Source organism: Bradyrhizobium cedriense, from assembly GCF_054602315.1.
This window is the reverse complement of the sequence record NZ_JBTSWB010000008.1, coordinates 501,877-514,285: the sequence shown is the minus strand read 5'-3', so window position 1 is coordinate 514,285 and position 12,409 is coordinate 501,877. Positions and strand designations below refer to the sequence as shown.

16 protein-coding genes are annotated in these 12,409 nt (G+C 65.3%); 9 read left to right on the top strand and 7 right to left on the bottom strand.

The window, feature by feature from the left end; genetic code table 11:
- The first annotated feature begins 79 nt into the window (after positions 1 to 79).
- From ACYCVF_RS30320 to tsaA, 4 genes are all read left to right on the top strand, one after another.
- Entirely contained in the window at positions 80 to 991 is a 912-nt protein-coding gene (locus tag ACYCVF_RS30320) for a transglycosylase SLT domain-containing protein (protein ID WP_459595215.1), read from the top strand.
- Between the two features lie 229 nt (positions 992 to 1,220).
- The gene (locus ACYCVF_RS30315; protein ID WP_459595216.1) at positions 1,221 to 1,961 is read left to right on the top strand and encodes an AzlC family ABC transporter permease; all 741 of its coding nucleotides are present in this window, start codon (positions 1,221 to 1,223) and stop codon (positions 1,959 to 1,961) included.
- Positions 1,958 to 2,308, top strand: coding sequence for an AzlD domain-containing protein (locus tag ACYCVF_RS30310; protein ID WP_459595217.1), 351 nt, complete (start codon positions 1,958 to 1,960; stop codon positions 2,306 to 2,308). Before ACYCVF_RS30315 ends, ACYCVF_RS30310 begins: the two co-directional genes overlap by 4 nt.
- A 31-nt stretch (positions 2,309 to 2,339) precedes the next feature.
- The gene (tsaA, locus tag ACYCVF_RS30305) at positions 2,340 to 2,831 is read left to right on the top strand and encodes a tRNA (N6-threonylcarbamoyladenosine(37)-N6)-methyltransferase TrmO (RefSeq protein WP_459595218.1); all 492 of its coding nucleotides are present in this window, start codon (positions 2,340 to 2,342) and stop codon (positions 2,829 to 2,831) included.
- Between the two features lie 136 nt (positions 2,832 to 2,967).
- Here tsaA and ACYCVF_RS30300 read toward each other — a convergent pair whose 3' ends face one another.
- The 4 genes from ACYCVF_RS30300 to ACYCVF_RS30285 all read right to left on the bottom strand — a co-directional run bounded on the left by ACYCVF_RS30300 (position 2,968) and on the right by ACYCVF_RS30285 (position 6,011).
- Entirely contained in the window at positions 2,968 to 3,393 is a 426-nt protein-coding gene (locus ACYCVF_RS30300) for an HIT family protein (protein WP_459595219.1), read from the bottom strand.
- Positions 3,394 to 3,454: 61 nt separating this feature from the next.
- Positions 3,455 to 4,696, bottom strand: a complete 1,242-nt coding sequence (locus ACYCVF_RS30295) for a GNAT family N-acetyltransferase (RefSeq protein ID WP_459595220.1) — start codon at positions 4,694 to 4,696, stop codon at positions 3,455 to 3,457.
- A 95-nt stretch (positions 4,697 to 4,791) separates the two neighbouring features.
- A complete protein-coding gene (locus ACYCVF_RS30290) occupies positions 4,792 to 5,538 on the bottom strand; it encodes a glycerophosphodiester phosphodiesterase (RefSeq protein ID WP_459595221.1) in 747 nt (248 codons plus the stop codon).
- Between the two features lie 5 nt (positions 5,539 to 5,543).
- Entirely contained in the window at positions 5,544 to 6,011 is a 468-nt protein-coding gene (locus tag ACYCVF_RS30285) for a RidA family protein (RefSeq protein ID WP_008130072.1), read from the bottom strand.
- A 224-nt stretch (positions 6,012 to 6,235) separates the two neighbouring features.
- Here ACYCVF_RS30285 and ACYCVF_RS30280 point away from each other — a divergent pair, with 224 nt between their 5' ends.
- Positions 6,236 to 7,081 (top strand): cell envelope integrity EipB family protein, encoded by an 846-nt coding sequence (locus tag ACYCVF_RS30280; RefSeq protein WP_459595222.1) that lies wholly within the window; start codon positions 6,236 to 6,238, stop codon positions 7,079 to 7,081.
- Between the two features lie 75 nt (positions 7,082 to 7,156).
- Positions 7,157 to 7,558: a RidA family protein gene (locus ACYCVF_RS30275; RefSeq protein ID WP_131867974.1), complete on the top strand. Its 402-nt coding sequence runs from the start codon at positions 7,157 to 7,159 to the stop codon at positions 7,556 to 7,558.
- A 7-nt stretch (positions 7,559 to 7,565) separates the two neighbouring features.
- Here ACYCVF_RS30275 and ACYCVF_RS30270 read toward each other — a convergent pair whose 3' ends face one another.
- On the bottom strand, positions 7,566 to 7,973 hold the full coding sequence (locus ACYCVF_RS30270) for an ACT domain-containing protein (RefSeq protein ID WP_459595223.1): 408 nt from the start codon (positions 7,971 to 7,973) through the stop codon (positions 7,566 to 7,568).
- Positions 7,974 to 8,039: 66 nt separating this feature from the next.
- Between ACYCVF_RS30270 and ACYCVF_RS30265 the strand changes: the two genes are divergently transcribed.
- Positions 8,040 to 8,549, top strand: coding sequence for a DUF4269 domain-containing protein (locus ACYCVF_RS30265; RefSeq protein WP_459595224.1), 510 nt, complete (start codon positions 8,040 to 8,042; stop codon positions 8,547 to 8,549).
- 24 nt (positions 8,550 to 8,573) lie between these two features.
- Here the strand turns inward: ACYCVF_RS30265 and ACYCVF_RS30260 are convergent, their stop codons facing one another.
- Positions 8,574 to 9,863 carry a DNA polymerase IV gene (locus ACYCVF_RS30260; protein ID WP_459595225.1) on the bottom strand — a complete coding sequence of 430 codons (1,290 nt, stop codon included), beginning with the start codon at positions 9,861 to 9,863 and terminating at the stop codon, positions 8,574 to 8,576.
- Entirely contained in the window at positions 9,860 to 10,171 is a 312-nt protein-coding gene (locus ACYCVF_RS30255; RefSeq protein WP_459596425.1) for a DUF3572 domain-containing protein, read from the bottom strand. Before ACYCVF_RS30255 ends, ACYCVF_RS30260 begins: the two co-directional genes overlap by 4 nt.
- Positions 10,172 to 10,408: 237 nt before the next feature.
- Between ACYCVF_RS30255 and ACYCVF_RS30250 the strand changes: the two genes are divergently transcribed.
- Both ACYCVF_RS30250 and ACYCVF_RS30245 read left to right on the top strand, forming a co-directional pair.
- On the top strand, positions 10,409 to 10,774 hold the full coding sequence (locus ACYCVF_RS30250; RefSeq protein WP_008566616.1) for a response regulator: 366 nt from the start codon (positions 10,409 to 10,411) through the stop codon (positions 10,772 to 10,774).
- A 14-nt stretch (positions 10,775 to 10,788) separates the two neighbouring features.
- Positions 10,789 to 12,162: a PleD family two-component system response regulator gene (locus ACYCVF_RS30245; RefSeq protein WP_459595226.1), complete on the top strand. Its 1,374-nt coding sequence runs from the start codon at positions 10,789 to 10,791 to the stop codon at positions 12,160 to 12,162.
- Positions 12,163 to 12,409 lie beyond the last annotated feature (247 nt).

Genomic DNA, 12,409 nt, shown 5'->3' with positions numbered 1-12,409 from the left:
CAAGTCAAGGTTCGTTTTGTCAGATTGCGTCAATGCCATGCGAATAGCTCGGGTTATCGCCGTCTTGTGCCAGGCCCTCATGCTGGCGCCGGGGCTGGCGGAGGAGGCGCCGCCTCCGGTCGCGCCCCCCAAGCCTGAGGAGACGGCCAAGCCGGCGGAGAAGCCCGCAGACGCTCGCGAGAGCGACACGCGGGAGTCGCTCTGCCTGATCATCGAAGCAGCCGCGCGCGACGCCAATCTGCCGTTGGAGTTCTTCGCCCGCGTGATCTGGCAGGAAAGCCGTTTCCAGTCCGACGCGGTCGGGCCGGTGACGCGCAACGGCCAGCGCGCGCAGGGGATCGCACAGTTCATGCCGGGCACCGCGAGCGAGCGCGGACTGCTTGATCCCTTCAGTCCGGTTCAGGCACTGCCGAAGTCCGCGGAGTTTCTCAACGAGTTGCGTAATCAGTTCGGCAATCTCGGCCTCGCGGCGGCCGCCTACAATGCCGGCCCGCGGCGCGTGCAGGAATGGCTCGCCGGCACCGGACCGATGCCCGAGCAGACCCGCAACTACGTCTTCGCCATCACGGGCACGAGCGTAGATGCCTGGGCCAAGGCCGGCAGCACCGGCAAGGAGCCGCCGAGTTCACCGCCGACGAGCTGCCGCGATCTGGTGGCGTTGCTCAAGCGCGCGCCGAACCCATTCGTCGCCGAGCTCGAGCAGCATGTGGAGCTTGCCGCCGCAAAGAGCTGGGGGGTGCAGCTCGCGGCCGGCTTCGACCGCAACAGGGCGCTGGCGATGTATTCCCGCGCCGTCACGAAACTGAGCACCGTGATCGGCGAGCGCGATCCGAGCCTGCTAAGCTCGGTGATGCGCAGCCGCGGCACGCGGGCGTTTTACCAGGTCCGCATCGGCACGGATACGCGAGCCGAGGCCGATGATCTGTGCAGTCGCATCCGCAAGGCGGGCGGCGCCTGCTTCGTGTTGAAGAACCGCGGTATGAGCGGGTAGGGGCGCGTCTCCCCTCGTCATTCCGGGGCGCGCCCTTTTGGGCGCGAGCCCGGAATCCATCACACGGCAGTCTCTGCGGCCCAATGGATTCCGGGCTCGCGACTTCGTCGCGCCCCGGAATGACGGCGATGAGTGCGTCACGCATGCCAGCTCCGCCGCCGGCTTCCTTGACGCAAGCTAGTCGATCGCCCGTTATGCGGGCACGATTCCTCACCCGGCCAGACTTCCCGTGGCGCTCCCTCCACTCGATTCACCCGAATGGCAAAGTCCCTGGCGCGCCTTTGCGTGGGGACTGCGCTCGATCTCGCAGACGATCCTCACCATCGTGCTGTTCGTGACCTATCTCGGCATCGGCGCGCTCGCCCACGACACGCATTTCAGCCTGGTCTGGGCGCTCGCCTCGACCCTGTTCGTCTGGGCCGGTCCCGCGCAGATCATTCTCATCACGACGCTCGGCTCGGGCGCGACCATCATCCAGTCCGCGATCGCGGTGACGGTGAGTGCCATCCGCCTGTTTCCGATGGTGGTCTCGGTGCTGCCCTTGATGCGCACGCCGACGACGAAACGGCGTGAGCTGGTCTTCGCCGCGCATCTGACGGCGGTGACCCTGTGGGTCGAATGCCACCGCTTTCTGCCGCTTGTACCGCGGGAGCGGCGTATCGCCTTCGTCCACGGGCTCGGCTGTGGTCTCGTGTCGGTGTGCCTCGTCGCCAACACGGTCGGCTATTTCCTCGCCGCCAATCTGACCCAGACGCTTGGAGCGGCGATCCTGCTGTTGACGCCGCTCTCCTTCCTGTTCTCGACCGCGCGCAACAGCCGCGAGCTCGCCGACGTCGTCGCGCTGACGCTCGGGATCTTGCTCTATCCGCTGGCCGCGAAGTTGAACTCCGGTCTCGATATCCTCGTCAGCGGCGTCGTCGCCGGCACCGTCGCCTACGGCGTGCATTGGTGGCGCGAGGTGCGGGCATGAGCATTGCGCAGCTCATCGGCGATTGGCATGCGCTCGCCGTGCTGTTCGTCGCCGGCGTCGTTCCCAACCAGATCTGGCGCATGCTGGGGCTGTGGTTCGGCGGCGGCATCGACGAGGGCTCCGAGCTCCTGGTCTGGGTGCGGGCGGTCGCGACCGCCATCCTGGCCGGCGTCATCGCCCAGATCGTGGTCGAGCCGCCGGGCGCGCTCGCCAGCGTGCCTGATGTTCTGCGCTATGGCGCGGTCGGTGCCGGGCTCGTCGTCTTCCTGCTGACCCGCCGCTCGATCTTCGCGGGCGTTGTCACGGGCGAAGTCTTCATGCTGGTCGGCAAGTGGTGGTTGGGCTAAAATCGCGGGCGAACAGCAAGGAATAGGACATATGGCTCGCGAACAGGAGCTCCGCGACGGCGAGATCGCCATCGAGCTGCCGCCGACGCAAGATGCCGGCCTCGTCTTCATCGGCCGCATCCGCACGCCCTGGACGTCACGGCTGGAGACGCCGCGGCAGGGGCGTCAGGACGGCCCGATATGCCGGCTCGAGATCTTCGAGCCGTTCGTGCCGGCGATCAAGGGCGTCGATTTCTACAGCAATCTCGAGGTGCTCTACTGGCTCGACCAGTCGCGCCGCGACATCATCCTGCAAAGCCCGAAGAACAACGAGAAGACCCGCGGCACGTTCTCGCTGCGCTCGCCGGTGCGGCCCAACCCGATCGGCACCTCGATCGTGAAGCTGGTCGGAATCGAGGGCAATGCGATCCTGGTGCGCGGGCTCGATTGCCTCGACAACACGCCGCTGATCGATGTCAAGCCTGACCGCTGCGAGTTCACGCCGCTGGCAGCGCCGCAGCGGGGCGATTTCGAGACGGAGTGATTTTCTCCGTTATTCCGGGGCGTGCCGTAGGCACGAGCTATGGTGCGCAATTGCGCACCTGAGAATCCATCGGGCGGCAGACACGGTGGTGAAATGGATTCCGGGCTCGCGACTTCGTCGCGCCTGGGAATGACGATCAGCTCTTCAACACCGCGATCAGCTTGGCCGCGTGCTCTTCCAGCACTTTGGCGTCTTCCTTGCGGCTCGCCGGCGGCAGCATGGCGACGCCGTCGTGGCGCGGCATCACATGCATGTGCAGGTGAAACACCACCTGTCCGCCGGCGGGCTCGTTGAACTGCTGCACGGTGATGCCGTCGGCGTTGAATGCCTTCATCGCGGCGGCCGCGATCCTGTGCGCGCCGCGGGCGACATGGGCGTAGTCATCCGGCTTGATGTCGAGGATGTTGCGCGCAGGTGCCTTCGGGATCACCAAGGTGTGGCCTGGCACGCGTGGCATGATGTCGAGGAAGGCGAGGACGTGCTCGTCCTCGTACACCTTGTAGCAGGGCAGTTCGCCGCGCAGGATCTTCGCGAAGATGTTGTTGGTGTCGTAGGCGGTCATTGGCAGCTCCTCGGCGGCTCCTCGAGATTTTGCGCTTACTGTCACCAGCCGTGGCAAGGCGTCAAGGCGCCTCGTCCGCGCCTTTGCGGAACGGGCCGAGCTCGGCAAGCTCGCGTCCGGCTTCGGCGACGTAGGCGCGCTCGCGCTTGAGGTAATCGTCGATGGCGCGGCGCAGGCCGGGATCGGCGATGAAATGGGCGGAATGGGTGGTCTGCGGCAGGTAGCCCCGCGCGATCTTGTGCTCGCCCTGCGCGCCGGCCTCGACATGCTTGAGGCCGCGTTGGATCGCGAAATCGATCGCCTGATAGTAGCAGACTTCGAAATGCAGGAACGGATGATGCTCGACGGCGCCCCAGTTGCGGCCGAACAGCGTGTCCGAGCCGATGAAGTTGATCGCGCCCGCGATCCAGCGATCGTTACGGCGTGCCATCACCAGCAGCACGTCATCGCTCATGGTCTCGCCGATCAGCGAGAAGAATTCGCGCGTCAGATACGGCCGGCCCCATTTGCGCGAGCCGGTCTCCATGTAGAACGCGAAGAAGGCGTCCCAGGCGTCCTCGGTGATGTCCTTGCCCGTCAGCCAGTGGATGGTGATCCCGGCGGCGAGGGCATCGCGCCGCTCGCGCTTGATCGACTTGCGGTGGCGCGAGTTCAGCGTCGCCAGGAAGTCGTCGAAATTCGCAAAGCCCTCGTTGTGCCAGTGGAACTGCTGGTCGGTGCGCTGGAGGAAGCCGTGCTCGGCGAGCAGCTTCCATTCCGCCTCGCGCGCGAAGGTGACATGGACCGAGGAAGCCTTGCTGACCCCGCACAGTGCCACCAGCCCGCTCGCCAGCGCCTCCATGATGCGCTCGCGATCGACGCCGTCGCGGACCAGAAGCCGCGGCCCCGTGGCCGGCGTGAAGGGCACCGAGACCTGGAGCTTCGGGTAGTAGCGCCCGCCAGCGCGCTCATAGGCATCCGCCCAGCCGCGGTCGAAGACATATTCGCCCTGCGAGTGCGATTTCAGATAGCAGGGCACGACGCCGGCGACGCGGCCGTCGAGCTTGGCCACCAGATGCCGCGGCCCCCAGCCGGTGCGGATCGTTGCCGAACCCGATGTCTCGATGGCGGAAAGAAATGCGTGCGAGACGAACGGGTTATAGGCGGCATTTAAGAGGCCGAGGGAATTGCCTGGACCGGCGGATGAGGTTCCCCCGTCATTCCCATTGCAAGCCTTGCCGGGAAAGGCGCAGGCGTCCCAATCCTCGGGCGAGACTTCGCCGATGGACGGTACGGCCTCGAGCGTAATTTCCGATGATGCCATTGCGCCCAAGATCGTGCATTGCAGCAGCGACTTCAAGAGGTGGGAACCGAGCTCTCTCGTGCCCCGGACGCATCGCAGCGCGCAGCGGCGGTACCCTACGGCACGAACCCCTCGAAGATCATCTGATCCGCATACTGCCCGACCCGCGTCCGCTGCTCGGGTGTCCGCACGGTCCAGCCGAGCAGGGCGCAGCCGAAGACGTTACGGGCGATCCAGGGGGCGGGGGCTGGGAGGTGATCGACCTTGAAGGCGACGAAATGCGGCTGGGTCCGGAAGCCATGGCGCAGGTACAGCATGCTGTCGCGCTGCTCCTGCGTCAGGTCAGCCCAATAATCGTCCTCATAGGTCCGCTGCGCGACGATACCGCGCGCACGGGAGGGCAGCAATTCGCGCAGCGCCAGCACCTGGTCGGGATCGAAGGACATACCGACGGCCGGTCCGTCATAGGATGCCAGCACCTCGGCCATCCGCTTCACCAGCTTGCGGTCGCCGCGGAAATGGCTCTTCACCTCGATCACCAGCGGCACCCGGCCTCCGACCAGGGCACAGAGGTCGGACAGCGACATCATCCGCTCGTCGGTGTCCTTGAACTTGACCGCTTTCAGCTCAGCCGCGGTCATTGCGATGACGTCGCCGGTGGCCTCGGTGAGGCGGCCGAGGGCATGGTCGTGATGCACCATGGCCTCGCCGTCGGCCGAGAGCTGGATGTCGACCTCGATCGAGAAATTGCCTGCAATCGCAGCCTGCACTGCGCCCGGCATGTTCTCGACGATGCCGCGCGAAATGTCATGCAGGCCGCGATGGGCGACCGGCCGAACTGTCAGCCAATCCGGAGCACGCATGCGCGTCAGGCGACCTCGAAGACGCCTTCGACCTCGACCGCCGCATCCGCGGGCAGCGAGGCGACCCCGACGGTGGTCCGGGCATGGCGGCCCTTGTCGCCGAAGGCGGCGACCATCAGGTCGGAGGCGCCGTTGAGAACCTTCGGCCCGTCCAGGAAATCCGGCGCCGAGTTGATGAAGCCGCCGAGGCGCACCACGCGCACGACCTTGTCGAGGTCGCCTAGCGCCGCCTTCACCTGCGCCAACAGGTTGACGGCGCAGCCGCGCGCGGCCGCCGCACCCTCCTCGATGGAGACGCCGGCACCGAGCTTGCCCTTGGCGATCAGCTTGCCGGCGGGATCGAAGCAGACCTGGCCGGAGACGAACAGCAGATTGCCGGTGCGCACGAACGGGACGTAATTTGCGACCGGGGTGGGGGCCTCATGCAGCTTGATGCCCTGTTCCGCCAGTTTTTGCTCGACCGTGCCCGCCATGTCCGACCTCGTTGTCCAAAATCATTGCCCCGGCGCGTTTGAAGGCCGGGCGCGCCCTGTTTCGCCCATCGTGCCGTTACATGCAAGCAACCGGGGTCGGCGTTTTGTCGAGGCAGAGCAACAGGTTCAACGCGAAGCGGCAACTTTACGTGAAACGGCCTCAGTTGCGACGCAATGGAACGGTCATTAAAATGTCGAATCTGCGCTTTCCTCAGGGAACAGACATGGTGCACCTTTTCCGGACTTCGCTCGGTGTGATGGCGCTCGCGGCGGCCGCTTTCGGCCCCGGCGACGGGGCGCTGGCCGCCAACGGTCCATTCCTCGCGCACCAGGCGCTCTATGACCTCAGCCTCGTCAAATCGCGCTCCAATTCGGTCAACAGAGCCCGCGGCCGCATCCTCTACAATTTCACGGGGAACGCCTGCGAGGGCTATACCTCGGAATTCCGCCAGGTGTCCGAGCTCGACAGCGGCGAGGGCAAGGTCACGCTGAGCGATCTCCGCTCCAATTCATGGGAGGACGCCGGGGGAAAGAGCTACCGCTTCAAGATCGAGACGCGCATGAACGAGGCGGATGCCGGCCGCGTCGATGGCTCGGCCGAGCGCGACGGCGACCACATCAACGTCAAGCTGAAGCTGCCGGCGCCGAAGAGTTTCACCCTCGACGGCAAGATCGTGTTCCCGACCGAGCAGATCCAGCGCATCATCGCCGCCGCCAGGGATGGCAAGTCGCTGCTCGAGCTTTCCGTCTATGACGGCTCCGACGACGGCCAGAAGGTCTACAACACGCTGACCGTGATCGGGCAGCCGATCCCCGCCGACCGTGCCACCTCGGCCGATCCATCGACAGCGGACGAGCACATGAAGTCGCTCAAGCGCTGGCCGGTCACCGTCAGCTATTTCGATCGCGACGCCCAGCAGAAGGAAGGCGAGCAGACGCCGGTCTATGCGATGTCGTTCGAACTCTACGAGAACGGCGTCTCCCGCCAACTCGTGCTCGATTACAACGATTTCGTGATCTCGGGTTCGATGGGCAAGTTTGACGTGAAGGACAGCAAGCCCTGCAATTGAGGGTTCGTTGCATCTAGCCCTCAACACCGTCTCCAGCTACGCTTCCTGCGAACCACAAACTCCGGGAGGCAGCTCATGCCCAAGCTCGATCATCTCCGCCCCAGCGGCCTTCATCACAATCCCGCCTATTCCCACGTCGTGACCGCTTCCGGCGCGCGGACCATCTACATCTCCGGCCAGGTGTCGGTGGACGAGGAGGGGCGGATTGTCGGCGAGGGCGATATTGCCGCGCAGACGACGCAGGTGATGCAGAATCTCGGCCACGCCCTGAAGGCGGCGGGGGCGACCTACGCCAACATCGTCAAGATCACGACGTTCGTCGTGAACTACAAGCCGGAGCTGCGCCCGATCATCGGCAAGGCCCGCTCCGCCTTCTTCGAGGGCATGGAGCCGCCGGCCTCGACGCTCGTCGGCGTCTCCGCGCTCGCCGCGCCGGAATGGCTGATCGAGATCGAGGCGATCGCGGTCACTGATTGAACCGGGGCTACGCCGACCTGGCTTTGGCCATCTCTTGCAGGACGGCCATCGCCTCGTCGGCCCTGTCCGCCGGCACAAGCAGGTGATCGTGATAGAAGGCCGAAACGGCATTCACGCTGATGCCGGCGTTGGCCAGACGTGACGTGACTGCCGCCAGAAAGCCCACCGCATCGAGTGCGGAGTGAACCGTCAGGGTGATCAGGCGGGATGTGAACGTGTAGCGCAGTCCTGCGCGCTCGGCATCCTCACGCCGCGTCACGAGAGTCGTGCCTTCATGCTCGCGGAACGTCAGCAGCGGGCGGATGTCGGCGGGAAGGCGCTCATCGTGTGGAACGGTGCAGAACACGAAGAGGTCCGGATACAGGTCCGGATTCATATTCTTCAGCAAGGCGTTGAGATCGAGCTCACCTGCCATGGCGCGTTGCCTTTCCGCGGATGACTTCGCGATCCAGCGACAGTAATCGGTGCCATACGAACCGCAATGGACTACGAAGCTGCGATTGAAAGCTCAGGGGTATTGGAGTCGCTTCGTGCGTTCGACCCGCGCGTGGTCGGCACACTGCCCCTTGGACTTGCCGTGTCGGGCAGCGACGTGGATATCGTCTGCCACGCCTTTGATCCCGACGGCTTTGCCGAGACGATTTGGCGGCGATACCATTCCTGCGATGATTTCCAGCTCCATCAGTGGACGTCTGCGGGGCGTCCATTGGTTGCCCGCTTCGCATGGGGCGGGTGGCCGTTCGAGGTCTTCGGAGCGCAGCGACCGGTCGACGAACAGCCGGGATGGTTGCACTTCGAGATCGAAAGGAGGCTGCTGGCGCTCGACGATGGTCGCCTGCGCAGCGCCGTCGCTCGGCTGAGATCGCAGGGCGTCAAGACGGAGCCAGCCTTCGCCGCCGTGCTCGAGATCGCAGGGGATCCCTATCGCGGCCTGCTCGATCTCGTCCACGAAACGGATGATCAATTGCGGGCCCGGCTGAGCAGGCTGTGACGAAGAGCGCGGGCCGACCGGCGATCACTCCTGCGCCTTCTCCGGCCCTTCATACGCAATGCCGCGGATCACCGCGGCGCTGCCGAACTTCTTGCGCAGACTATCCACCGCGCGCTCGGCGTGGGCGGCGCGGCGGTCGAGCATGTCGGTGTCGTCGGCGGGCGAGCCCTCGCGCAGCGCGCTGACGCCGGCGCCCATCAGGCGGAAGGCGGTGCCGTCGATCTCTTTCGCCAGCATCTCGCGGCAGATCGCGAAGATCTTCGCGGCAAGCTGGGTCGGCGCCGCGATCGATTGCGAGCGGGTGCGCTGGCGGAAATCGGCGGTCTTCAGCTTCAGCGTGACGGTCGAGCCGCCGAGCTCGCTGCTCTTCAGCCGCGACGAGGTCTTCTCGCACAGCCGCCACAGGATCTTCTCCAGCGTCGCGAAATCGCGGATGTCGGTCTCGAAGGTGGTCTCGCTGGAAATGGTCTTGGCGCCCCGGTCTGGCTCGACGCGGCGGTCGTCGATGCCGCGCGCGAGCCGCCACAGCCGGCGGCCGTCGCTCGGAAATTGTCGCATCATCTCGATCTCGTCGGCCTTCTGCAGGTCGGCGATGACGCGGAAGCCGCGCTGGCCCAGGCGCTCCTGCGTTGCGGGGCCAACACCGAAGATGAAGCCGACCGGCCTCGAAGCCAGCATCGTAAGGGCTTCCTCCTGGTCGAGTGCGGCAAAGCCGCGGGGCTTGTCGAGGTCGGAGGCGATCTTGGCGAGGAACTTGTTGCAGGACAGGCCGACCGAGACGCTGATGCCGATGTCGCGTTCGACCTCGCGGGCAAAGCGCGCCAGCACCTTTGCGGGGATCATGCCGTGCACCCGTTCGGTGCCGGAGAGGTCGAGAAAGGCCTCGTCGATCGACAGCGGCTCGACCAGCGGCGTCAGCGCCTGCATGGCCTGCCGCACCTCGCGGCCGACGCGGACATATTTGGCCATGTCCGGCCTGATCACGGTCGCATGCGGGCAGGCGTCCAGCGCCTTGTACATCGGCATGGCAGAGCGCACGCCATAAGTGCGGGCGATATAGCAGGCAGCCGACACCACGCCGCGCTTGCCGCCGCCGATGATGACGGGCTTGTCGGCGATGTCAGGATTGTCGCGCTTCTCGACCGTGGCATAGAAGGCGTCGCAGTCGATATGGGCGATGGTCAGGCCTGCTAGCGCGCGGTGGCGGACGAGGCGAGGGGATCCGCAGGCGGAACAGCGGCGCACGCCCATGTCCAGATCGGCCAGACAATCCCGGCAGAAGCAGCGGGGCCCGGCCGGGTCGGGGACGCTCACGGCACGTCGCGCTCCCAGGTCCGGTCCCCGAGCGCGTCGCCCAGGACCTGCCGCGCTGCGGCAACGTTGGTCGGATGCAGTTCCGCAGTGCCGGCAAAGGCCTTCACAGTGGCGTCATCGCGCAACACGAAATCGAGCACGCTGAGGAGGAAATTCGGGTCCGCGGCGGCGTTCCGGAGGGTCTCCGGGCCCACACCTGTCTCGGCCAGGAACAGGCCCAGCCGCTCCGGCTCGCTCGCGACGAAGGACAGCGCCTGAATCGCAACGATTTCAGCGACTTCGCGGGGGTTGTGAACAGGCTTTTTCACGGGCCCGGTTTGCCTTTCCGTTAACTTTCGGTGTCTACTTTGCATCATGCCCGAGTCTCGTGCCTGAGTCTTGCGATCCGGGGCAAGCAACTGGAAACCACATCGCAGAAAGTGGGCCCTCGGCTTTAACGAAACTAGAGCGAATCTGAGGCTAGTTTGAATCCAGTTTTCGAAGCGCCGGAAAGCGGCGCCTGAGGCGTCACATGTATCCGGCTTCGTGCCAATCAGGAGGACGGGATGGCTAAGACCGTCCTGATCGTGGAAGACAACGAGCTCAACATGAAGCTCTTCCGCGACCTGTTGGAGGCGCACGGCTACCAGACCTCCGGCACCAGCAACGGCTACGAGGCGCTCGATCTCGTTCGCAAGATGCGGCCCGACCTCGTGCTGATGGATATCCAGTTGCCGCAGGTCTCCGGCCTTGAGGTGACGCGCTGGATCAAGGACGATCCGGAGCTGCGCGCCATTCCCGTCGTCGCGGTCACGGCGTTCGCGATGAAGGGCGACGAAGAGCGCATCCGCGAGGGCGGCTGCGAAGCCTATTTGTCCAAGCCGATCTCGGTCGGCAAATTCATTGAGACGGTCCGGCGTTTTATCGGATAGGAAGTGAGTTCAAAGTGTCCGCGCGTATCCTGGTCGTTGATGACGTTCCTGCCAACGTCAAACTCCTCGAAGCCCGCCTGTCCGCCGAATATTTCGACGTGATGACCGCCTCGAACGGCACCGAGGCGCTGGCGCTCAGCCGGCGCGCCGAATGCGACATCATCCTGCTCGACGTGATGATGCCCGACATGGACGGTTTCGAGGTTTGCCGCCGCCTGAAGACCGATCCGGCAACGCATCACATTCCGGTCGTGATGGTCACCGCGCTCGACAGCCCCGCCGACCGCAATCGCGGGCTGGAGGCGGGCGCCGACGACTTCCTGACGAAACCCGTCTCCGACGTCGTGCTGATCGCGCGCGTGCGCTCGCTGACGCGGCTGAAGATGATGACCGACGAGCTGCGCATGCGCGCCATCACCTCGCTCGAGATCGGCATGCAGGCACCCGAACGCAGCGCCGTGGCCGACACCGGCAAGGGCGGCCGAATCCTGCTGGTCGATGACCGCGAGTCCTCCTACGAGCGGCTGGCGACGATCCTCGCCGCCGAGCACACCATCGATGTCGAGCCGAACCCGACGGAAGCGTTGTTCCACGCCGCAGAGGGCAATTACGACCTCCTGATCGTGTCGCTGGACCTCAACAATTTCGACGGCCTCAGGCTCTGTAGCCAGGCGCGCTCCCTGGAGCGCACGCGGCATGTGCCGATCCTGGCGATCGCCGACCCCGAGAATTCGACGCGGCTGCTCCGCGGCCTCGAGATCGGGGTCAACGACTATCTGCTGCGCCCCATCGACAAGATCGAGCTGCTGGCGCGTGCCCGCACCCAGATCCGCCGCCGCCGCTACACCGATCATCTGCGCGACAACGTGCAGAACTCGATCGAGATGGCGATCACCGATGCGCTGACCGGGCTGCACAATCGCCGCTACATGGAGAGCCATCTGGCAACGCTCGCCGAGCAGGCCGCGACCCGTGGCAAGCCGCTGGCGCTGATGATCCTGGACATCGACTACTTCAAGGCGATCAACGACAATTACGGCCACGATGCCGGCGACGACGTGCTGCGCGAGTTCGCGGTGCGGGTGCGGAAGTCGATCCGCGGCATTGACCTCGCCTGCCGCTACGGCGGGGAGGAGTTCGTCATCGTGATGCCGGAGACCGATCTCCACGTCGCCGGCATGGTCGCCGAGCGCCTGCGCCGCTCGATCGCGGGCGAGCCGTTCGCGATCCACAAGGGCACCAAGCGCATCGAGGTCACGATCTCGATCGGCCTCACCACGCTGGAGCGGAAGGGCGAGGCGGTCGCCGACGTCCTCAAGCGCGCCGACACGGCGCTCTATCGCGCCAAGCACGACGGCCGCAATCGCGTGGTGTCGCAGGCGGCGTGAGGCCGCCGCGCCCCGAAACTGCGAAAACAACCCCATGCACAGTAGACGACGCAAGTCTGATCAAGGACTTATGCGGGTGGCAAAGAGGTATGCGCGGGTCGCACGCCTGTTTGACTTGTCGGGCAAAACAGGAGCATGTTGGTAGCATCGAGACGGCCCTGCAAACTCCGCTGTCATTCCCCGCGAAAGCGGGGAATCCAGTACGCCGCAGCTTCTCGGTTCTAGCCTCACTGTCTCTGGAATACCG